At 40.8% G+C, this 25,553-nt stretch carries 9 protein-coding genes; all 9 read left to right on the forward strand.

What is annotated here, in order from left to right; all coding sequences use genetic code 11:
- The first annotated feature begins 8 nt into the window (after positions 1 to 8).
- The 9 genes from EFT72_RS16620 to EFT72_RS16660 all read left to right on the forward strand — a co-directional run bounded on the left by EFT72_RS16620 (position 9) and on the right by EFT72_RS16660 (position 25,484).
- Positions 9 to 4,175, forward strand: a complete 4,167-nt coding sequence (locus EFT72_RS16620) for a hypothetical protein (protein ID WP_124068039.1) — start codon at positions 9 to 11, stop codon at positions 4,173 to 4,175.
- A 60-nt stretch (positions 4,176 to 4,235) separates the two neighbouring features.
- Positions 4,236 to 4,679 (forward strand): single-stranded DNA-binding protein, encoded by a 444-nt coding sequence (locus EFT72_RS16625; RefSeq protein WP_124068040.1) that lies wholly within the window; start codon positions 4,236 to 4,238, stop codon positions 4,677 to 4,679.
- A 92-nt stretch (positions 4,680 to 4,771) separates the two neighbouring features.
- A complete protein-coding gene (locus EFT72_RS16630) occupies positions 4,772 to 4,999 on the forward strand; it encodes a hypothetical protein (protein WP_124068041.1) in 228 nt (75 codons plus the stop codon).
- Positions 5,000 to 5,051: 52 nt separating this feature from the next.
- Positions 5,052 to 5,453, forward strand: a complete 402-nt coding sequence (gene tnpA, locus EFT72_RS16635; protein ID WP_124068042.1) for an IS200/IS605 family transposase — start codon at positions 5,052 to 5,054, stop codon at positions 5,451 to 5,453.
- A gap of 35 nt (positions 5,454 to 5,488) precedes the next feature.
- Positions 5,489 to 6,331 carry a Fic family protein gene (locus EFT72_RS16640; protein ID WP_164473200.1) on the forward strand — a complete coding sequence of 281 codons (843 nt, stop codon included), beginning with the start codon at positions 5,489 to 5,491 and terminating at the stop codon, positions 6,329 to 6,331.
- Between the two features lie 362 nt (positions 6,332 to 6,693).
- A complete protein-coding gene (locus EFT72_RS16645) occupies positions 6,694 to 7,407 on the forward strand; it encodes a hypothetical protein (protein WP_124068044.1) in 714 nt (237 codons plus the stop codon).
- Positions 7,408 to 7,502: 95 nt separating this feature from the next.
- The gene (locus EFT72_RS16650) at positions 7,503 to 22,112 is read left to right on the forward strand and encodes a SpaA isopeptide-forming pilin-related protein (protein ID WP_124068045.1); all 14,610 of its coding nucleotides are present in this window, start codon (positions 7,503 to 7,505) and stop codon (positions 22,110 to 22,112) included.
- On the forward strand, positions 22,102 to 23,166 hold the full coding sequence (locus EFT72_RS16655) for a hypothetical protein (RefSeq protein ID WP_124068046.1): 1,065 nt from the start codon (positions 22,102 to 22,104) through the stop codon (positions 23,164 to 23,166). The genes EFT72_RS16650 and EFT72_RS16655 overlap by 11 nt, the downstream gene beginning before the upstream one ends.
- Positions 23,167 to 23,462: 296 nt before the next feature.
- Positions 23,463 to 25,484, forward strand: a complete 2,022-nt coding sequence (locus tag EFT72_RS16660) for a vWA domain-containing protein (RefSeq protein ID WP_124068047.1) — start codon at positions 23,463 to 23,465, stop codon at positions 25,482 to 25,484.
- Positions 25,485 to 25,553 lie beyond the last annotated feature (69 nt).

Genomic DNA, 25,553 nt, shown 5'->3' on the forward strand with positions numbered 1-25,553 from the left:
GAGGAAGAATGAAAAAACGATTCAGGAAAGGGATGGCATACGCATTGTGTGCCTCCCTGGTGATCGCAATAACACCGCCGGTTACGGTACGTGCGGATTCCGGAGCAAAAGCGGATGAAAGACGGGACAGAAAGACGGCCACGGCTTCCGAAGCAGACCGGGAACCAGAGGTGGATGCAGATATTACAGAGATTGTGGAAATAGATGAATCAAAAACAGCTACGGCATCCGAAGCAGAGCATGAGGATAAACTGCAAACAGAGAAAACCATTCCGTGGGTGCTAAAAACAGTACAACAAGCAACGGCTTCGGAAGCAATCCTTCCCCAATTGATGGCCAAAACGACAACAACAAGTTCTATTGGTGATATATGGGATTCCTGGTCAGGAAAAACAAGTTTTGAATTCCTAGATGGGAGCAATGGAGAAGGAACTGAAGAAAAACCATTCATGATAAAGAATAAAGAACAGCTTATGGGACTTTCTGAACTGGTAGCGATGGGTATGACGGTTCAAGATGCTGAGGGGGTTGATTATGCAGGAGATTATTCCGATTGCTATTTTGCCCTTGGCAGGAACATTGATTTACAGGGTATAGATTGGATTCCCATTGGTTTTTACCGGGATTCAACGGAAAACGCAGGAGAAGTATCTAGTCCATTTAGCGGCCACTTTGATGGAAATGGATATACCATCAAGAACTTAAAGCTTAAAGCCTTTGCTAGTTATAACAACGTAGGACTTTTTGGTTCGGTAAAAGATGCTACGATTCATGATGTAACAATCATTCCAGATAGCAGTGAGATAAAAGGAAATGATAGAACAGGAATCTTAGTAGGATACGCAGAAGATTCTAAGCTTCATGATGTAACTATAAAAAATGCTTACATCAGTTCAACAGGAGTTTCTGGAGGAATTGCGGGAGAGATTAGAGGAAGTGTCATTGAAAATGCCACTTGTGAAAAGGTGATGATTGATGCTACAGATGGAACAGACGTAATCTATGTCGGTGGTATTGCAGGAAATGCTTCTGATTCCTACATTATAGACTGTGAGGTTTCTACAGGGACTGGAACAACTGCAAGAATTCAAGGTACGGGTTACGTTGGAGGTATTGTAGGGTTCCAAAATGCAACGGATCTCTTTAATACCCATGTAAATGGAACCATTGGGGGATATGATTCTACCGCCATTGGAGGAATCACCGGAAGATATGCAACCGGAAAGTTAAAGGTGGCACGATTTGAGGGGACCATAGGAAATTCCCAGCTTGGATCCATGGCAAGGGAAGGAACTTTTATCGGAACCAGACAGGGAGCTGCTACAAATTTTAACTACGTGGAAGATGTTTCCTATCTGTTTGCAGATACAGCAAGTAAAATCAGCGCAAACGTATGTGGATCAGAAATCAGTGACGACAATGATTACACCTATGAGGCTCATGTGGGATACTGGCATTCGGGAGATCTTTTCTACACTCTGGTGCAGGGGGGAACCACAAAAACCGTAACAGACCGTTACTTTTATGAAGCGTTAGAGGACGGAATTTTAAGTATCATTGACGAAGAATCAGGAGATTATACGCTTAATCATTTTGCTCCCAACGCACTGGGTCGTCCAGTTCGGGGATATCTACTTTCGGTAAACCAGATCGACACAGTGGCCAATGGACAAAACTATTATGATATAGCTTCATTGGAAGTAAGGGGAAGTTCCCAGTACGCTAAGACACTTAATAGGGAACAACGAGGAGCCATAGCAGCTGGGAGTACGGTCAGCGTAACAACCGCTCCAAAGAATACGGATTTGGAAAAATACCAGATGGAAGGATTCCCTTACTATACAAATGGAACAGGAAACAAAAGAGATACTACTTACTCCGATGGAAGCCATGCTTATACGTTTTCCATGCCATCGGAAAATGTAACCGTATCAGCAGACTATAAAAAAGTAGCTGTCTCCATTAATGTTAATCCGGAAACTTATAATTTTACAGTGACACAGATAAGATCTGGAAACCGTAAAAATCCTGTTAAGACAACAGAAATTCGAAATAGAGAGGGAAAACTCATTGCCCGTTACATAAATGGAACACTTGAAAAAGGAACGCAAGTGCAGGAGGTGAATATTGGAGCAATTATAGATGCGAATAACGATGTGGCCGATAATCGGGTGAAGTGGAGCATAGATGATCCTCAGCTGATCGGCCTTGCTAAAAATAGTGATGAAGAAACTGACGGATATACAGCTAAGTCCGCTAGTCTTTCACTAAATCTTGGAGCTTCTTTCTTTACAGAAATCATAGAAGAGGCAGAGAAAAAACAGGCAGAAGAGAATTATCAATTTAAGATACCAAACACGATTTATGGTGCAGGGCATCAAAATGGTGGTGTAGCAGTTTTAACAGCACAGACGAGACCTTCCTCTTCCTTTGAGGGGAAACCCTGTACAGCAAACTGCAAGATTAATGTGACATTCCAGATGATAGACAATACACTGGTCGGCGCAGAGGGGGCAACACTTAATAAGCAGACACTTGATTATACCGTGATTCGAACTTTAACAGGAGATCGGACAAATTCAACAGAAACAATAACCGTTACGGCTCCCCAGTCATTAACAGCTGCCTTTACGCCAGATTTCTTTTCAAGAAAGGATGTAACCTGGACAAGCTCTGATCCAGCGGTTGTATCTGTATCCCAGGATGCAGAGGCTTACCGGGAAGCATTGGTGTCAGGTTTAAAGGATGCAAAGTGGATACGGGATATCATAGCTACTGATGATGGAAGAAAAAGAAATGATAAGTATGCAAAAATATCAGGAAGTGGCAGCCGTAAATCAACTATTACAGTTAATGGAACGGATAAGCTTGGTAATCATGCAACAGTCTCTTGTGAAGTGGCAGTCAATTTTATTACCAATGATCAGACAAGAGTGGTACCAGAAGGAATTACTTTAGATAAAGAAGCTCTTTCCTATCATCTTAGCCATCAAAAGACTGGAGACATTCATTCTCAAACGGTTAAAAAGACAGGATTTGAGACAAAAAAGTTAACAGCTAAAGTGCTACCTATTATAGAAGAAACAGAACAACATAAACCTTATGACCGTAGCATTACCTGGATTTCTTCAGATCCAGAAGCAGTAACGGTTGACCAGGAAGGAAACGTCATTCCTATAGATGGTGCACTATGGATAAAGGATGCACTTTCAAAAGCACCCTATCAAGCGGAAAAGAGCGTGGAAATCACAGCCATAACAAAAGATGGAAAAAAGGCGGCTTCCTGTATCGTATCCCTTGCCTTTCATGCGGAATGCCTGGAAGCAGACCGGGAAAGCGAAAAGTTTGAACTGATACTTACTAAGACGGGCAGAAAAAATAGCCCCGTTCTTACATGGGGTGGACTTGAAAGCAAGAAATTGAATGCTTCCCTCTATTCCAGTAACCAAGATAAAAAAAGTGTTCTATGGAATGTCTCGGATCCTTCTGTCCTTACCATAGATCAGGAAGGAATGATTACTCCAGTTGTTTTAAATGAAAATCAGGAGATTCTCTCTAGCTGGATTCAGGAAGCAATGGGAACATACCCATACACGAAAAGCGTAACCACAACGGTCTTTGCCAAGACAAGAGACGGGAGCATGGCAGACCCCATTCCCGTAATGATTAATTTTAAGGTGGTAGATCAAACCACATTCAGAAGTTCATCTGGAGGCGGTGGCGGATCTTCAGGTGGTGGTGGGTTCCATTCCGTGGGAGTGACTACCGCTGGAAATACAAAAGGACCGGCAGCACCAGCCGGTGCGATAACCGGAACTTGGACCCAAATGGCAAATGGAAAGTGGATCTTTGCATCAAACCGGACGTATACCAACGAATGGGCCTATATCAGTAACCCATATGCAGTTGGAGAGCAGGAAAAAGCTTCTTGGTTCCGGTTTAATCAGGACGGATTCATGATAACAGGCTGGCAGACAGATAAAGATGGAAATACCTATTACCTTAAAACAGCATCCGATGGAACCAGGGGAAAGATGCTTACTGGTTGGCAGTACATAGATGAATTCTGGTATTATTTTAATCCAGTTTCCGATGGCACCAGAGGAAAACTGTTCACCAACACCACGACACCAGATGGATATGCGGTAAATGAGAAAGGTCAGTGGATACAGTAAAACAAGTGGATGAAAACACATCTCCTCTGCTACAAAGGCAGAGGAGGAGAGGAGAAAGAAATGAATCGTGTGATTATAATGGGGAGATTAACCCGTGATCCAGAAGTAAGATATTCCCAGGGCGAACGTACAATGGCTATTGCAAGATATACTCTTGCCGTTGACCGAAGAGGCAGAAGGAATCAGGACGGAAATGAACAAACAGCAGATTTTATTAATTGCATAGCGTTTGATAAGTCAGGAGAGTTTGCAGAGAAGTATTTTCGTCAGGGGATGAGAGTGTTGATATCGGGGAGAATTCAGACGGGCAACTATATAAATAAGGAAAATGTAAAAGTGTATACAACCGATGTGATAGTGCAAGAACAGGAATTCGCTGATAGCAAAAATACATCGGATGATGGAAATCAGTCGACCAACAGACCAGAGCAATCAAGTGCGTCAGGGGACGGATTTATGAATATCCCGGATGGAGTCGATGACCAGAGTTTACCATTTAATTAAAGTGACTGTTTAAATTATGAACACTAAGCGTACATTGACAACCGAATATGTTTAACCGATAGAACTTAAAATTTATGAAAGGGAAGTAAGTTATGAAAAACAAGTTATTTTACCATATGATGATAGATATCAGTATCGCTTCCGGTTTCTTACTTCTTGATGAATTAAGAAAGAGAAGGAAGGAAATCAAAAAGCTGAATAAAAAGATTGAACGTACACAGTCTAGTATTCAGGGGATCGAATTTGATGTTGAACTTATGGAACAGAGTTATAAGGAATTAATTAATTCTATAAAAACCCATTATCCAAAAGAAAGTTAGTATAATATTCAGATTTATTGTATTAGATTTTAAAATATGGTATAATACATATATGGAATATAAAAATAGTAATAAAGTGGTTTACTCATGCAAATACCATGTGGTCTGGTGTCCCAAATATCGGCGTAAGGTTCTTGTAGGTTCAATTTCTGAACGATTAAAGGAGCTGATAGATCAAAAATGTTTAGAAATTAAGGCAGATATAATTGAAATGGAAATAATGCCTGACCATGTGTACATGCGGATAGAAGTAGCTCCACAATTTGGAATTAATAAAGCGGTTCGCAGTGTTAAGGGTTATACATCGTCAGTTTTACGCAAAGAATTTAAAGAACTGACAACTCGCCTTCCTTCTCTTTGGACGAACAGTTACTTTGTATCCACGGTTAACAATGTACCGCAAACGGATATTAAAAAGTATATAGAAAGCCAAAAAACGTCTGAAAGGAAGTAAATCTCTGGAAAGTGAAAAGAAAGGAAGGTAGAATTTTGTCAGAAGAATACCAAATTTATGGTGAGACAATTAATAAAGCTGAGAAAAAAAGTTATTGGGATGCTGCCAAAGGACTTCAGCAAGTAGATGGTCTTAAACCTACAAAATATTTATCTGAATTGGCAGATGCAAATATCGACGGCGAACTGTCATATGGTCAAATTGAAGATTTATTATATAAACGGTATGAAACTGAAACCAACGAGGATATTCAGAATCGCAATAAGGAAGCGGATCTTGTAGCTGCCAGAATTGCGCATATTCTTGATAGTCCGGGTTATCCTTTAAAAATCACTTCGCTTAAAGCAATTCATAAAGAGCTTTTTAAGGATATTTACGATCATGCGGGGCAATTTAGGAAGGTCAATATCTATAAATCCGAACCAATCCTAAATGGAGAAACAGTAAAGTATACGAATTATACAGCTTTGGAAGATACACTTGAGTATGATTTTGATACTGAAAAAAATAAAAGTTATGCCGGTCTTACGGAAGAGAAGGTAATTAGGCGAATTGCTTCTTTTACTTCTTCCATCTGGCAGGCGCATCCATTTATGGAAGGGAACACGAGAAGTACAGCAGTATTTATGGAGTGTTATCTTAATAATATGGGATTTTCAGTTGATAACACCATGTTTAAAGATTACAGCCAATACTTTAGAAATGCGCTTGTGAGAGCAAATTTTGCGGATTACAAGAATGGAATTACAGAAACGAACCAATACATTGAAAATTTCAATAAAAATCTACTTTTAGGTGGAGAGTTTCAATTAAGAAATCGGGATCTTATTTTAAAAGAACGTTTTACACCTGGCAGAGATAGAGGAATCGAACGATAGAGTAAAGATTTGTAAAAACTACCATAATATGGTATAATTTTTATGGTAGTCAATCTGCCGGGTGGTTTCCATCTCCGAAAGGAGGTGGTGATTGTATGAGCACATATGAGGAATTTATGGTTATCATAAATGTTGTAGCATTAATCGTTGCAATACTTGTATACGTGAACAGCAATGACAAAGGTACAAAAAAATAACCACCCTGCCAACCAAGCTATAGGTGATTATTTTTTAAACATTTATTAATTTGGAAGCCACTCTGTGGAGTTGGCTACCCTTTGTACCTTTAGAATAACATGAATTAATAAAGTTGTCAAATCTGATACTTATAAATAGAGTGGATATAAAAGGGAGGAAATGAGATGAAAAAGAGGTTAATAGGAGCAATATTATCAGCAGCGCTTTCAATAACGTTGGCAACACCGGCATTTGCAGCAATCATCTGGACACCGGATAAGTTACCGGAAGGGTACACCACCAATGAGTGGGAGAATAAGGATTTTAGTTTTTATTCCGGAAATGCAATTAAAAGAGATACTTATACATACTATGTAAAAGATCTCCATGGGAATTTCATGAAAAATGCAACATTTGCCGGAGGCTCCAGAACAGATGAAAATGGTGCCTTTATATTTGCAGATGGGTTTGTTCCTTCTTATGGAACAAGTGATGCAGAGATTGAGTATATACTTTCACAACCGTATGAACAAGATCGTTGGCACCAAGAAACTTTAAAACCAGTGAATAAAAAAGGGATTAGTAACTACTGGTATGGGGATAGCAAAACTTCTAGATATAAAAGTAATTGGGATTGGCTTATGGTAGCTCCCGATGGAACGGAAGACGGACTAAAATACGCATATTGTTTTAATGAGTATGGGTATCTTTACACTAATACCATTACTCCGGACGGCTACATGGTGAATGCATTGGGACAGCTCATGATAGATGGAAATGTAAAAACGATTAATCCTAGAGAGATTATTAGTAATTATAACAATTATCCAATTGGATATCTAATTTATGATCCACAGACTCGTGCGGAACGGGAAGCGACTCCTAATCCATACTTCTAAATTAAGTATTACAAAAATAAAATAAGTTTTATAAAAGACTATCGGTTGATTCATAATCGGTAGTCTTTTTTGTTGCAATCAAAGGAAGAGGAAGAATGAAAAAACTGTTACGAAAACTAAACATAAAAAGAAAGACCGCAGGATTTTTGGCTGTGATTCTATCTGTGATGGCATTTTTACCATACATTCCGGAAAACATTATTTCTCTTGCTGATTATGCGCAAGACATTGAACCAGCATCGTTCCCATCTTGGGATGCCAGCAGATACCAGGAAGAAGCAAATTGGAAAGTGTATGCGCCAACGGGTCTTATGTATGAAAACAAGGTATTTCACTTAGGCTCTCCAGTGAAGGAAGGAAACTTTCCGGCTGGAGCCAAGCAATATCTAGTAGAGAACAAACAGCATAGTAAAGGTGAATATAAGGAATTTGATAAAACTTTTATCTATTGTGTAGACGGCCATACTGAAAATGCAATGATCCATCTTGGGAGTCAGGCTTTTTTAGAAGGGTATTGGAGTTTAAATAATCTACCAAAGCAGTTTCCAAAAACTGAAGCTGCAAAAGATCCTATTAGAAGAAAGTTTAACTTTTTAATGAATGTCTATGCCAGCTATATGGGACGAAACGACAGTATACAAGCCTGTAACGATGCCAATGCAGGAACCGCTAAATATATTGTTGCTTCCGTGATTAACTGGGTGGCTGCCGATGAGTGTGGGTTTACTGGAACGGATTTAAAAGCAGATTTAAATACGTTTCAAGGCAGTAAAAATTATCTATCGGTGGTAAAGCAGATGAATCCCAATGCCGTAGGGGATCGCTCGGTTTATAACCAGTTAACCAGTACCCAGATCCCAGGGGATTATAAAGCGAAGGGATGTAGTAACTGGGCAGATTGGATGTTTGCGATGGTATGGGACGCAGCGACAATAACCAAGGGATTGGAATCGGATGCAGAGGAAACTGTTTATTATGCCAAGATGGATCATGCAACGGAGACTTATTCCATTACCATTCCATACCCTAGTGATGCGGTCAAAGCGTATTACCAGAAGTTTTCTGCAAAAGATTTATATGGAGACTGGGTTTACAGCGGTCCTACGGATGGAGGACTTGTCTTTACCTCCCAGTCTGGAGAAGTACCGGCAGATGGAAACGGAGTCGGAACTCTTTACTGGGCAAATCCAAACCAGGAGGGCTTAGAACTGGCAAAAGATATTGGTTCGGCTCAGCTGGCAACCTTTAAGTTCTATACTCAAATTCCGCGAGAATATAAGTATGCTTTTGATATTTCCCAGACTTATTTCGCAGCAAAGCTGGACAAGGAATTAGAAATTCATGTTCGTGCCGGTTCTTTACCAGGGAAAGTAAAACGTTACCGCCACAAGGAAGGCTTTGGAACCAATTATAACGTTGGTCTTAATGTTTTTGATTCGGAAACCGGTAAGTCCCTAGCTGATACCCATTGGGACATTTTAGAAAAATTTGATGATTCCCAGCTTGATGATAGTGATTTAGATCTTACTGATTCAGGAAGTTATTCTTCCAATCTTGGCTCCTTAACGGGAGCTTCCTGGGAAGAGGATCAGGGAGGGGATGAAGCCCGGATCTCGACCAATTATAGTGGAGATATGGGACTGAACGATTCGGATTCCAATCGTTTTAATCAGGCAAATGCATCCGGTTCCCAGTTTGACCGTTGGTCTGATCCGGAAAATGATCCATGTAATGCGGATGAGCATATTACAGATTCCGAGGGTGTTCTTCACTACGTGGATTCCCAGGGAAAGATTCATAGTAAGATTGCTCACAAGGATGCTAGAAGCTACACCTATGAGAAAGGGTATTGTTCTGGACATCCAGCCCCTGTGATTGAGTATGAGGATATCCCGGAACTGGAATACGATGAGGAAACCGGAGATCCAACTAACGAAGATCAAATTGAAGCGGTAAAAGAATATAATCAACAGCTTCATGACGAAGCGTGGGCAAAGTGGCTGGACGGGGTAAAAGAGTGCGAACAGCTGGTGGAACAGGGAGGATTCTTTCATGCCATTGATCCTAGCGGACAGACCCAAAAAGAAGCACTGGAACGGGACCGGGATCAGTTTTATCAGGACTATATCTCTTTGACCTATGAATATTCCGCAAAAGAATTAATACCGGCTCCCGGTTATTCCCTTCATGGAAGCCATCCCGATGACATTCCACTGGAATGGAGGACGGTTTCATCCAGTGAATTTAAAGATTCCCAGTCACATGGAGGATATCGGCTTAACAGTGCGTCCGGAACAGAAATGGAACAAAACTCCATACAGGCAGATCATTCCAACCAGCCGATTGAAGCCAATGCGTTGGAAGAGCCGATGTTTGTTACCCATGGATCTAAAGATAAATTAATCCGTTTTGGGACATTGGAATCCACTAATGAGACAAAAGCAGTGGAGATCAAAGAAGCAGCACCAGAACCCATAGAAGAAGCTGCCATTGAGACAAAACCGGAGGAGACCAAAGAAACAACCCCGGAACTCACCGAAGAAGCAACCAATGAGACAAAACCGGAGGAGATCAAAGAAACAACCCCGGAACCCACCGAAAAAGCAACCAATGAGACAAAACCAGAGGAGACCAAAGAAACAGCACCGGAACCCACCGAAGAAGCTACCAATGAAACAAAACCGGAGGAGACCAAAGAAACACCCCCGGAACCTACCGAAAAAGCAACAGCCGAGACAAAACCAGAGACGGTTAGAGAAACGGAAGAAGAGAAAAACCCAGAAGAAACAGGTGAATCCACCGCTGAGACGAAATCGAACGCCAACAAAGAAACAGAGGCGGAACCGATAAAAGAGACACTTACAGAAATGAAAACGGTACCCATAGAAAAAGCCACGCTTTCGGAACTTGGAAAAATTCAAAAGGCAACCAAATCCCAGATACAAAAAGTAAATGGTGGAATCACCTGGACGGGATTGTTCCACCAGGTATCGGTTCGTTTCCAGATGGCTGCTAAAAAAATGACTTCTTTTTTCCAGTTAAAGAAGGAAAAGAAACGATCTTTTGGAGGGAGAAGCTCTCTGTCCGGACTTCCGGAATCCACACAGACAAGTCGGATCGATCCTCTGGATTCCTCCATTTCGGACTGGACCTTCATCGCCTATGACCATCGGACAGAAGGAGAGATCCATTTTAATAAAAAAGACATGGACTTAAAGAAAGGGGAAAAAGATACCTACCATGCCTATGGGGACGCTCAGGGGGATGGAACCTTAGAGGGAGCGGTTTATGGTCTGTTTGCCTCCACAGACATTCCCCACCCAGATGGGCATTCGGGAGTTCTGTTTCGAAAGGACAACTTAGTTTCGGTAGCAGTCACAGACCGGAACGGAGATGGAAGTTTTTTAGCCATTACCCAGGCACCAGGCAATACCTACAATTACAAGACCGGAACCATAGAGGTGACACCGGATGGGTGGAAGGATTCTGCACCAATAAATCTTTACACAGCCATGCATCAGGCGGTTTTAAAGGAATCCGATGCTGAACGGTTTGAGGGACATACGGATCAAGGAAACAGAATTTCATTAATTGACAGTCGGAGGGAAACAGCTTCTGGTTATGAAAAACTTTCCTCCAATCAGGGAAGAGATGGAACAGGAACCAGCAGTCATTTTTATCCCATTGAAAACAACGAAGCATTAAATGGCAATAGCTGGATCGGACGACCGCTCATTGTCAACGCAGACGGAACTCAGTACTACATGAAGGAACTGACCCGTTCGGAAGGATATGAGTTGTCCATCTATGGAAAGGATGCAGCGGTTAGTAATAAAGATGCGTTTCAGGCAGGAGGGAATCCATCGGCAGAGGGCAGTGTGACAGCCGATTCTCTGGAAGTAGACCGATTGAAAAAGAGCAATACCTTTTTCATAAAAAGCAGTGGTGTTACAAATGGATACCGGATCTATGCCAAAGGAATCCCAGAGGGGGCTTCTTTCTACAAAACCAAAAGTCAAATTGTAGAAGATCCGAACAAAACCCATACGGAATACAGATCCAGAGAGGAGAATGCTCTAGCAGTAGAAGCTGGAGCCAGAGTGATTATAAACGGTTCCAGTGTGGAGGCAAATGAGGGGGATACCATTCCCCTGCCAAATGGGGAAACAGCAACCATCACTAAAGTATCCGAACCGGAGTATGACTATACCGCAGTCCGACCAGATAATGCTCTGCGCTATACCATTCCTACATTTGAAGATAAGAAGGACACGGAAGATTTGATGGAGGATGCCAATGCTGCACTGAAAAAGGCTTCCTTCAAGGAGCCAGATGAGGGTGCCCCGTGGATGCTGATTCCGATTGAGGGAGAAACCTTTGAAGAACAAGCCAAAAGCCTGTACGAAGGAATGGAAAAATCCGGGCTTTCCGTTTTTAACTGCTTACGGGTCGAGGAGATTACAGATGGAAAGGCTGTGATCCGATTCTCCTACCGAGTGGGAAATTCCATCTCTTATGGTGTATATGACGAAGGGTCAAAGATTCTCTATTTAAAAAAAGATATTGATTATAACATCAACGGAGCGGAATTACCTGGATATTTGTATGTACCATATACACCGGATCAGTTTGCAGATTCAACCGAAAACTCAAACGGATTTGTGACCTATGCAAAGGTAAGATTTGGTGAATTGTCAAAGACAAAAGCCGCCTATCCGGAAGATCTGTCAGCCATTACAGTGACAGAAAACCCGGAGCGTACTTACTGGGTATACAGTGAGGGCGAACCGATCCGGAATAACGATGGAAGTATTAAGACAATCATGGTTCAGGAAGAAATACAGATTTCTCCTGGGTATGAGCTGAAAGACGTGGATACCCCTGTAACAGCTGTTTATGATGGGAAAGGTTATACCATAGAGGTGGGAGGGGAAAACGAAACCACATCCACCGATTACAAGATTACCTACACAGATGATTTGGTAGAAGGAACCTATATAACCCCAGAGGAATACGCAGGAGAATACGGAAACATTTCTGTGACTCCAAATATGGCAGGAGCAGGAACTTATATCAAAGCGGTAACTCTTCGCTATGACAAAAACCAGTTATATTCAGATGGTGGAACACGTCAAACAAAAGTTTCTGTAGAAGAGCGTCCCATTGTACAGAAGATCAAGATTACAAAAGATATTTTTACCAAGGAGGATGGAACTTATGAAGATAACACCTATGGAGAGACTGGACATGAAGATAAGGTTACGGAAAACGGAGGAGGGAAAGAACATAACGCAAGATATTTAAAGAACTTCCGGTTCAAAACCTATTTAAAGTCCAACTTAGAACGGCTCTACCGGGCAGAGGACGGAACGGTTAAATGGCAGGATCGAAATGGAAATGAAGTGGATATCAGTGCGTACCGGGCAGATTTCCCTGAAAAAGTCCAGAAGCTGTATACCAGGGTAGCCTACCAGACCAATCCATTAAGTAAGGATTCCAATAAGGCAGCAATCAGCAATACGGAACTTTATAACTATACCAATGGCTTGATTAATCCAGATCAGAACCTAGGCTACACGGCGATTCTGGAGAAAACAAAGCAAAAAATCAAAGACAAGGCTGGAAATGAACGGGAGGTAAGCCGAAACAATTATGACAAATTCTTTGATTCCATAAAAGTGGCCAATCAGGATAAATGGGATAGGACAGAAGATAAAAGTACTTCCTTTCAACCATTTGCAACAATTAAAAAACTACTGTTCGGTATAAACGGAAAAGAAAAGCAGTATCCAGCCGTACATAACAATGAAGAGATTGAAAATAGTATCAATACAACCGATACAGCCAAAGAAAATGCAATTCGTTCGGATCGTGTCCGACAGTTTGCAATCACTTGGTATTTAGACGATGAAGTAGCAAAACTGGTCAAAGATAATCCAGCTGGGGAGAAAGAAAGCGCCACAGGAAGCGAGACATATTCAGATGAAATCTACGATAAAGCCCTTTCCGAAGCGATCAAGAAGGCTGAAAACTATTTAAAGCCATTCTTTAGCTATGATCTTGATGAAATCTATTCTATCAATTGGGACAGTGAAACAGACGGAGGAAAGGATAAAGACAATACAACACTTAGTGCAGATTTAGAAGATACCGGAGCCGGTTATTGCTATGGAATATCAGAATATCTTCCATACGGAACTTATGTGACGGTAGAACAGCAGCCCTTTAACAAGGACTTAGGGGACTTTTTTAACAAGCATTATAAAACCGATGCACCAAAGGAAATTGAGCTTCCTTCTGTCTATGAAGGTGGAAAGACGGGATCAGATCAGACCCCGGAGGGATTAAGCAGCTATTATCATTATAACGCAGCGGATAATGTCTCACAGCTTTCCTCTAAATATCATATCCGCTTTAATGAGGAATGGCCAGGAGAAAGCGGAGAAGATTTAAGGAAGTATGTAATAAAGGCGCACAATTACCTGGGAGATTATGAAATTTATCAGTACGGCTTAGACCTTAACAAGCTTTCCGGCTCATCCTCTGGTGATCCTTCTGGAAAAGGACACTTTACCATTACCCAGGGAGAGAATGATCCAGGTAAGGATTACTACAATACCATGGTCGATTCGGAAGAAGCTGGAGGAAATAAGGGCAGCCATTATCTGGCCGATGATGGCAATGCCGGAAAGCAAACGGCAAATGGTTCCACCTACGAAACAGACGGGATCGAAAAAATTTACCGTTACGGTTCTGTATCCGAAGATAAACAGACCAATAACAATGTTTCTTTTCCATCCGGTGATGGAGAGGTCTACCGGGACAATGTGACGGTTATGGAAGGAATGCAGACCGCTTATGAAGGGAAATATGCGTCCATGCTGGTACCGTGGAGTGTCGCAGAGCCAGCCGATGAAATGGCAGATACCCGGCAAAACAGTGACGGAAGTTCCAGTTATAAGGGGTATGGTTATCGAAAATTTACAAATACCTTCTATAAAAGCCGGTTACGAATTGAAAAGCTAGATTCTGAAACAGGAGAGAATATCCTACATGATGGAGCCTTATTTGCCCTTTATGCAGCATCCAGAGAGGACGGAACGAATACGGACGGTCTGGTAACGTTTTATGAAGCGGATACCAAGATTAAAGGCTCAAAGGAATTTTTAGAAGCCATGGGAGCGGAGAAGATAAATAATTCTGGAGAAACATGGACCGGAACGGTACCAGCAGGAACCCCGATCTGTAAAGAGGAGGAGCAGGTAATTCTTGCCGATCCGGAAGGAAGAAGAACCGGGCAGTTTGAAGCAATTACGACCACTAGGGACGGAGTACAGGCGAGGGAAGAAGATTTAACAAGGACTTCTTATCAAGATCAGAATACCGGATATTTGGTGACACCACAGCCCCTTGGGGCAGGAACGTATGTCCTGTGTGAGATTAAGCCACCAGCCGGCTATGTGAGAACCAAGCCGGTAGCCATTGAAATTTATTCCGACCAGACAACCTATTATCTTGACGGAAACCGGGACAGTCGGGTAGCCGCAGCCATCTATGAGGACAAGAATCAGGCTGGAACTAAGGTAGAAGATACCGCCAGAATCTATATAGGAAATACTCCAGTTCGACTCGAAGTGTCTAAGATTAAGGATTCGGATCATACCGTAACCTATAAAACGGATACCAGGCTTGAAGGGACAGAACTGGAATTAAAGCAGAAGTATGGAACTGAAAATTTAGAATTTGCTTATAAAAACGGAACTTACTTAGGATATGCCTGGTACAAAGGAACTATGGAATACCTTCAGTCCAGAAAGGATGCTGGGGAGGATGTAAATCTGATTTATGTCGATGGTGTTTTTGCCGGCTACGGTCTCATAGAGAGAACACTGGATACCGATGATGATCAGAACCGGTATGTGGCAGGGGCAAAAATGGCTCTTTACGATGCCATAGCAGTCACAGAAAGTGGAGATAGCGGAGATTTAAAATATCATGGCGTTGAAGTGGCCAGAGACCGGAATAATAATGTTCAGTCCGTAAAGGTACTAAAGGGCTATGCCGGAAATACCGTGGAGTTTTTAAGAAAGGAGGATACAGAAGGAAGCCTTACAGGAGAGACCGGGAATGGAACCTGGACCTATAAGACTATAGAAAGAGGGGATACCGATATCCTGTTTTACTCCCTTGGTGGGCTAAAGGTAACGGAAACCGAAACGGACGGAAAGATTTATGGCTATGATAAAGACGGGAATAGGGTTCAGGTAAAGAATCAGGAGTCCATTTATGTGTTAAAAGCTGGACAGCCATTCTTTGAACTTACCGGAGGGGATTTATTGGCAGTGAAATATAACTCTACCGATAAAGGTTTCAATTTAAGCGCTGGTACTACCATGTATCATCTGAACAGTGATGGAAACCGGGATGCATATGTAAATCCTACCACTGGCATGGCTTTTGCTAAAGAAGGGGAAAAACTTCTGGTATGGCCAGTAAAGATCTCTCAGAGGGTAAACGGAGCTGTCATTGCCAGGGAGAAGATAAAAACCTGGAGAATTGCTGCGATCAACGCCGATACGGATCAGGAATACATCACAGGAACTTACAACGGAAGCAATCTGGTAAAAAGCATGAATCCAGTGCTGAACGGCCATGGACTCCCGGAGTATTACCAGAGATCCGGGCAGACCTATAAAAAGGGAGATCCGGTTTATGACATTGACGGAGATTTTGTTCGCTACAAATACGATGATTTATTAACAGCTTTTAACAATGCTTCCTACAGCATAAACAATCAGGCTGGAATGGAGGACATCGGAAAGGAAGAAAATACCACCGATGATAAGAAACTCTACCACCGTCAGGGGGAGTCCTGGGTAATGGAGAACACCTGGATTAGCGGAGAAAAGTATCCAAACGATCCGTTTCAGGCAGATATGACGGTGGGTCAGGCAGATATGCTAAAGAGAGTGATTCCAGGAACCTATATCATGGAGGAAGTAACAGCTCCTTCCGGTTATACAAAAGGGTTCCCAGAAGGCATTACTGTAAATGAATCCAGAGAGGTTCAAAAGACCGGTATGAAAGATGAAAAGATTAAGGTAGAGATTGCTAAAACCGATGCAGCAAATCAGCGGACATTAAAGGTTATTAGCGATTACCAGGATGGATTGTCTGTTACGGAGCCAAAGGGAGCCTATAGTTACAGTCAGGTATCCGGCACACATTTAGCACTTTATAAGGCCAAAAGAGTTTATACCACCAATAGTGAGAAATATCCCAAAGGATATTATCTGGTGAAGACTGAAACCACACCAGCTAAGTGGACGATAGAAAGTACCGCAGATAATGCACCAGTAACCGTGACAGCCGACTGGATCACGGACGGAACCCCCCAATACTTTGAGGGAATCCCGGCTGGAGATTACATATTAGATGAAATAGAACCGGCAGAAGGTTATATCTCCTCCTCTATGGAATTAAACATTAGAGAAACCGGAGAAGTTCAGACAATTAATTTTAAAAATGACCACACCAAGCTGGAAATTTATAAATACTACGTTGACAGCAAGGGAACTAAAGTCTCCCTTTCTAATGACCACGCCGCTGGACTTGCTCTCTATAAAGCGCAGACCGACAGTGAGGGGAATATTTTAATGGAGAACGGAAAGCCAATGTATGACCAAACAAAACGGATCGATGCGTGGACAACCGATGATTTAACGGAATATACAGATAAAACTAAAATCAGTGACAACGTGATTGACCGCTTAAAAGCACTTATCGGACTATCGGAGAACCAGTCTAGTTTTATTACGGATTTTGAAGCTGCCTACAAAAAAAGTGGAAAAAAATTGACTTCCATCACCTGGCATACCAAAGATGGGGAACGAACCGCATCCCTTACTGAATTGATTCAGACTGGAAACGGGGAGGGAATCACGGAAACATGGAATACGGATACTGGAAAAACCATACGGATTACCATTTACCGAAATGTTACAAACGGCTCCCTGGATTTGGACGGTCAGCTGCCACTAAACTTTGAATATCAGTTTAACTATAAAGAGAATGGAGGAATCAAAAGTTACGATACATTAGAGGGAATGCACCGGATTGACTATTTACCTCTTGATACACAAAAAGAAGGTAAAAAGATAGGTACCTATGTTCTGGTGGAAGAAACGGTTCCGGTTGGGTATGAAGCAGCCGATCCGAAAGCAATCGTCCTTACTGAAACCGGAGATGTGCAACGATTCAGCCTTGAAAATGAGGAAAAGTACATCAACGTCTTAAAGGTAGTAAATGATGGTACAAACGAATATGCTGCGAAAGGTGCCAAACTTGCTCTTTATAAAGCGGATAAGGACGGAAACTATGTAGAAGATAAATCTCACCTAGTAGAAACATGGATCTCTGGATCAGACGGTACCTATACCAAAGAAGATAAATTTAATGATACTATTCTACAGGGATTTTCTGTGGGATATTTAAAACCACATAGGATTAATAAGACTCCATATGGAATCTACTACATAGCAGAATTAGAAGCCCCAGCCTATATGCAAAAGGCAGATCCGGTAAAAATTAAAGTAGGGGCAGAGAAAGTGCCATTTTATAAAATGGTCAACAGTCCGTTTACCGGGAAACTGGAGATAAAAAAGAAAGCCTCCGATACCGGAGACGTACTAGGAAACGCAAGGTTTAAAATAACAAATCGGGATACCGGAGAAGTATTTTACATGACAACTGGAACCGATGGACATGCAGAACGAAACAATCTATTGGTTGGAAAAGTTCAAACAGATGGAACTATAAAACCTTATACCTATACGGTAGAAGAAATTTCCCCACCGGATTTTTACCAGATTTCCGAGGGAATGAAGAAATTCCAATTTGATGGGAAAGGGAACGGAAATGAACTACTTTATACCTGTGAAATTGAGAATAGTCCAACCATCATTATCTTTAGAAAAACCAACTTTGACACTGGCATGGCGGTGGAAGGAGCGGAGATAGCGGTTTACCATGCAGTAGCTGTAAACGGAGAATATGAAAAGGCTGGAGAAGTCATAGCAACGGCCATTTCTGGTTCTAATGGTTTTACCCTGACAAAGAAGCTGTCAGCAAACCAGGTCTACATCATGGAAGAATTAAAAGCACCAGACGGATATGCATTATCAAAGCCGGTGATCTTTACGGTAAATAGAGCTGGAACTGGAATTCGAAACGTATCCAATGATTTTAATGTGATAAAACTGGCCAGTGACCAGGGTTCCATCGAAGCAATGACCGTAACTGGACGGGTGCCTGTAAAGGTTTGGTCCATTTTAAAAGATCTGGATATTGGGTATGAATTACCAGCCGTGATCGGAACTGGAGAGAATCAAACCGTAACCCCAGAGGACGGGATAAAAGAGGGACATTTGTACGAGATCACGGAGTATACCAAATATTCCGATGGCAGAACTAAAAAGTCCCGAAAAGAAACCAAGCGGATCTATTTGGATCAGAATGGATCTTATACGATTCCATCCAGGACTTATCTGGGAACCAAACAGGAACTAACCAATGGGGAAGGAATGGTACTGGCAAGCTGGACGGTGAATGAAGACAACCATGAGTATACCATTTTAAATCCGGTTACCAAAGAAATCCCCATTGCCAAAGTAACAAGCAGTGCAGGCGCCAATTATAAAGGCGTTAAGAAAGGAACGGTGATTCGATATACCATTTCTTATACCAATCCGTATCACAGATCGATAGATATTAAGGTAAAGGCAATGCTCATAGATGGACTGGAATATTTAAGATCCACCGACTACGGAACGGAGCAAAACGGAATCATCACCTGGAATCTGACCGATGTGGGGGCACAGGAAAGTGGGACTGTGGAAGTGGCAGCCGTTGTAAATGGAGTGGAGAAAACCTCGACAAAAGCATGGTTTGAAACAGAGACAGAGAAGGTGAAAAAGCAAACCATTTTAAAAAATTCCATTGTCCCAGATGGATCCATTACCATCATAAATCACCTGACGGGAACTGGAAAAGATTTAAAAGATTCTTTTATTTATCAAGTGAAGTTTATGGATCAAAAAGGGAATACCCTGATTGGGTATCAGGCTTACACCGGATCCATAGAAGGACAGATTAAAGGAGTAGGGGAGATTCCCCTAACGGGAGACAGTTTCCTTACCTTTGCCGGACTTCCTTATGGAACTAGATATGAGATAACAAAGGTTCCGAAAGACGGTTATGAGGGAGACGGAGAAACAACCGTAACCGGAGAAATACAAAAGACACTTCAAAGTGCTGTTTTTATAAATAACCGTAACGATGAAACGATCCGGGAGATTTTAACAGCAGGTGGCAGTTATCAGCTGACAGAAACTACAAAATACAGCGATCAGACCCAACTTACAAGTGGGATCTATCGCTTCCAGATCAATGCTTCGGGAATGGTTGATAACGTAGATATGGAGGATAAGCCGGAACATTTATATTTTTCAAAAGTAGATGCAGAGACAAAGGTGGAGCTGGCAGGAGGAAACTATGAGTTGATAGATGTAGAAACCGAAACCGCTGTTTATAAATTTACAAAAGAGAAAGGCGAAAAAGTCACCATTCCGGCTGAACGCATTAATCCCGGAACGGAGTATATCATGAAGGAAGAACACTCACCGGAAGGCTATGCCTATGAAAAAGAGATCCGCTTCACAGCGGAGGAGAGCGGAATCCCGGAGACTATCATCATGCAGGATAGAAAGACAGAGGTGGAAATTAAAAAAATAGAGGAAGAAACAGGAGAAGTACTAACGGGAGGACGTTTCTTAATCCGGGAGAAAGAGACAAAAACCGTAATAAAGGAATTTACCCCAGAAGGAAATCCATTGGTTTTAAAAGGGATTTTGATTGCAGGAAAGACCTATGAGCTAATCGAGAAGGAACCGCCAGCCGGGTATGCGTTTCGTCCGAATGTGGAATTTACGGTTCCGTTAAAACCAAAACCAATCACCGTTACCATGAAAGATCAAAAAACATGGGTAGAGATTCGGAAACTAGATCACAGGCGAATCATTGCAACTCCAAATGAAGCCACCAAGGAAGGGCAATTAGAAGGGTGCATTTTACAGATTTTAAATGAAGACAAAACTCCAGCAAAGGCACTTCGAGATGACAAAGGGTTAAAGAAAGGGGATTTCCTTATTTTCACCACCAGATCTCAATTTGAAGAATTTATGGGACAGCTAAAAGCCGGAAAAACTTACTGGCTCCATGAGGTGAAACCGCAAGATGGGTATGCGTATGCCGAAGATATTTCCTTTACCGTTAGTTTAAATGGGCAAAGGAATATAGTGGTTATGATCGACGATACCACCCATGTGATTCTCTCTAAGAAGACCATAACCGGTAATGAGGAACTTCCAGGAAATCATTTAAGTGTAACAGACAGGGAGGGGAATGTTGTTGAAGAATGGATTTCCGGAGAACAACCTCATGCCATTATTGGTAAATTAATTGCGGGAAAAACTTATCTTTTATGCGAAGACAAACCTGTGCATGGGTATGGATTGGCTGAAAAAGTTGAATTTACGGTAAGCCTGAATGGAGCTATCGATGTGGTTGAAATGTTTAACGAACCAACCAAAGTAAAAATATATAAGACAGATACTTATGGACATAAGTTAGAAGGTGCAATACTACAGGTATTAGACCAACAAAAAAATGTTGTAATACCTGAATTTCAAAGCAGCAAAGAAGGATTTCATATTATAGGAAGTCTGGCAGCAGGAGAAACTTATTATCTTCACGAGACATCGGCTCCTTCCGGTTATCTTCTTTCCGCAGATGTGCCGTTTACAGTACCCAAAAACACAATGCAGCTTGAAGTAGTAATGCAGGATCCCAAAAAGAGAGATCCAGACCCAAAACACCCAACTATGCGTCTATTTAAAGTAGATGCGCAGACAGGAAATGGGATAAAAGGAGTGGAATTTACTATTTTTAATGAAAGAGGGGAACTCTACAAAGTGGTTTCAACAAGAGAAGATGGACAATCTGTTTTTCCATTACCACCAGATGGAACCTATACCTATCAAGAGACGAAGACGGCTTCTGGATATTTGGCAACGAACCAGGTCTGCTCTTTCTTTATTGTTAACCAAATGGTTACAGATAAGAGTCAGGCAATCGTAGTAAATTATCATTCCCCTAGAGTGGACATACTAAAACTAGATGCAGACCAGATGATCGGTTTAGCTGGTGCAAAGTTGGAAATCAGAAATAAAAACAATTCAATTGTATATTCCGGTATAACAGATAAGAATGGTTTGCTTTCATTTTATCCCGACGATTCGGGCACTTATACGGTGGAAGAGAGGAGGGCACCGGACGGGTATATAAGAAATAATAATTACATAACATTTCACGTATCCGAGAGCGGTTCTGTTACCGGAAATTTGGTGATTTATAACCGCAAAGAGGGCAGTCCACAAATAGGGGTCATTACAGCAAAGTACCATTCACATCTACAAGCGGTTGGCATGATTAAGAACAAGGGAACTGGCTTTTGGAGCTTCCTTTCCAAAATCCCTAAAACAGGAGAGAAAAGCAAGGGAGCTGGCTTTTATTTAATAATTGCCTTTGCATTTTTTTTGACCGTTCTTTTATCTAAGACTTTTCACAGGAGAAGAAATGAAAAATAAATACGATAATTGTATACAAAAAGTAGTTATTGTTATTCTGGCCCTCCCCCTTATTTTCGGGGGGGCTAATGTGGCGTTTGGAAGAGAATATAAGATGGAAATCAGAAAGGAATATTGGTCTAAGACGGATCAAAACGACGGAAAAAATCAGTTTGAAGAAATTTATAAAAAGGATGGAAAGAAATACCGTTTGGAGTCAGTGCAGATTGAAGATGTAAAAAAGGTGTTTTCTGGTGATGTGATAACCTATGACTCACCCCCATTTGTAGGGGGTATGAAAGGTTATGGACCAAACAAAGAATTAGAAAAAGAAGGAAAAAAATATACCTTACAATCAAGTGAAATAATACAAGTTACGACAGAAGAAACCACAAAATATTCAGAGACTAGTATATTATATCGGGGGGTGGAAGCCATTGATTGGATTCCGGAGGTGGCAGAAGTCCAGGTCACAAACAAAGATTTGGAGCAGACATTAAAGGTAAAACTTCCTATCGTAGACTATAAGGAAGAGGGAACCTATTGGGATTACCAGTTTTCATTTCCGATTACGGTGACTGGCTACCGTGCATCCACCTACTGGTTGGGAAAAAATCAAATATCAGGAAGTGATTCTTTGATTGACCATGCAGATCAATTTTTAGACTATTTGCAGTTACCATCAAGGTATTACGAAATTACAAGAGTGGAATGGAATGGAGAACCAGAAAAAAGGGATGGAGATATAAAAAGAAAAGCAACTGCTTATGGAAGGAAATTGGTAAAAGACATAAGAGCTGTCTATGGGGGGGAAGTAAAATACCCACCTGTAAAAGCCCAAGTGTATCATGGGATTTATGAGGAGAAAAATTCCATTAGTCCAACGGGGCACTACAAATATAAGAAAAAAGCGACCGCAATCTATGAACAAGTGAGACCGAATCGATTTTGGGAAATATTAAAATGGCTGCAAACAAGAACCATAGCCCTTATGGCACTTCTCCTTCTCCTTTCTCTAATAATAACATTGTCAAAAGCCGCAAAAAGGAGGAAAAATAAATTAGATATGACATGAATGCAAAATTTGGCACCTAACGAGTATAATATTGGCGCATGGGTTGTAAAATGTCTATTTATGCGATACGCTCAAAAAAGATACTTAAAATATGAAATTAAGATGTAAAAATAAAAAAATGTAACCATACAAAAACGAGATTTCCTACTAGATTATAAATAATGGTTAAATTATTCATTAAAATCAAAATAGTTACCAAAAGTTACGTGCAAAGTGTTATTTATTACATGAACGATATTTTTGTCAAATTTTGCGGTATACTGTAGATCAGAAAAAGTAGAGGTGTAGGAGAGTCTATGAGAAGGTTAAATAAAGTCCTATTAATTATTTTGTGTTTTATATTTACCACGAATACATTGCCAGCACATGCAGAAGAAATAGCCAGTGAAAAAAATGGTTTGGATGTGATATTCGTTATGGATTACAGCGGATCAATGGTATCCAATGATCCCACTCATACGGCAACTGGGATGGTAAAAGCTTTTATTGATACCGTCCACAGTGCGGATATTCGCATTGGTTTTGTTGCATATAATGATAAGATTGTAACTTCAGCAGCGCCGCTCTCAATTAACAGCCAGGAGGAAAGAGAGTTTCTTAAAACTCAAATGGACTCAGCGCAATATTCTGGTAATACAGACATTGGTCTTGGTTTAGAGTATGCCTTTGGTTTGTCAAATCAAGATTCCAATCGAAAGCGAATGGTCGTATTAATCTCTGATGGGGAATCTGATTTAAAAGGATCAAAGACAGGAAGAACAATTGAAAACTCAAATATGGATTTAAATAATACCGTAGATGCTTGTACCTCTCAAGGAATACCGATTTATACAGTGGCTTTTGGAAAATATGATGGAAATAAGAGGGTTTTAGAAGATATTGCTAGTAAAACAAATGCTCAAAGTTATACGGTTACAAAACCAGAAGCATTAATTGAAGTACTCTATGGAATTTTTAATTCCAATATGGCTTATCGCATTCAAGAAATTACGAACAGTATTTATGCACAGGGGAACCAAAGTATTCGCATGAAATTAGACGATTCCTATCTAGATGAAATGGATGTTTTAATGATATCTCCACAGCAAATAGGAGAAACGACAGTTCATTACGGGGATCAGCAGATAAAACCCACGAATCTAGTGCATTACTCAGTAGCTAAGATTTCTGAAGTGAATAAAAATATAAAAGAATTGACAGTCCAAACAGGTACCGTCAAAAATCAGGAATTAAAAGTTTATTTGATTAGTTATCGAGATTTAATTCCGGTTATGGAAATTGATTCCCAGGTGGGAAGAAATAAACCATTGCCTTTTAGGATTTATTTTAAAGATAAAAATGGGGTGATGATTGCTGATGATTCTTTCTATCAAAAGTTTACTCCCAAATTGGAATTATATTCGGATGGTCAATCAGATAAAAAGAGAACGGAACTTGAGACCTCTGTGAATAATGGCATTATTACTGGAGAATTAATATTAAAACAGTCAGGAATTTATTATTTAGACAGTCGATTAGATGATGTAATGGAGTCCTGTATTTTTGATAGTATTCGCATACAAGTCGTCAATACACCACCGGCAGGAGCCCTGCCAGATGATATAAAGTTTAATTCTTTTAGTAAAGAGAAAGAGTTTGTTTTAAACAACTATTTTGCGGACGCTGACGGGGATCATTTATCGTTTTCAATCGAAGGTGGATCGGAAGACATTGCTAAAGTAAATTTAGACCAGGGTGTACTTAAAATTAAGCCAATAAAGTCGGGGGTGCAAAACCTGGTGTTGAAAATCTCGGATGGAGAAAGTGCAATATCTTATACTTATTCAATAAAAGTAGTACCTATATGGATTGCTTATTGGTGGGTATTTTGCTTGATATTATTAACTGTTTGTGCGATTTTGTGGAAAGTTTTTCATAAAGCCAAACCAGAATTAGAAGTACTTACCGAGAAAAAAGCCCAGAACCGATTTCAGGGAAAAATGGATGCTTATTTTATAGGGGTTCCAGATGAGACAGAAGAGATACCGCCACTTACCTTTCCTATGTATAAAATAAAAGATAACAGAGTAAGTGTGGGAGATTTGATGAAGGAATATCCAGATGCATCGGCTACATTAGGATTGGATAATATTTTTCTGATTGCAGACGAAGATAGGAAAATGATTCTATACCATTCGTCTAATTCGTTAATTATGATTGGGAATTCAATTGTTTGTAAAAAGATTCAGTATAGCGTAAGTTTCGGTGACATAATATCCATTACATCACCGGATAAATCGTATGATGTGGAAGTTCATTACATATCAATGATTCAATAAAAGTTAAATTTAACCATGTGCATTTATGTTTTTTCACTTTTGGAAAAACAAATGAATAAAAGTAAGAAA

This window comes from Clostridium sp. E02 (assembly GCF_003833015.1).
In the GTDB taxonomy this organism is placed as follows: domain Bacteria; phylum Bacillota; class Clostridia; order Lachnospirales; family Lachnospiraceae; genus Lacrimispora.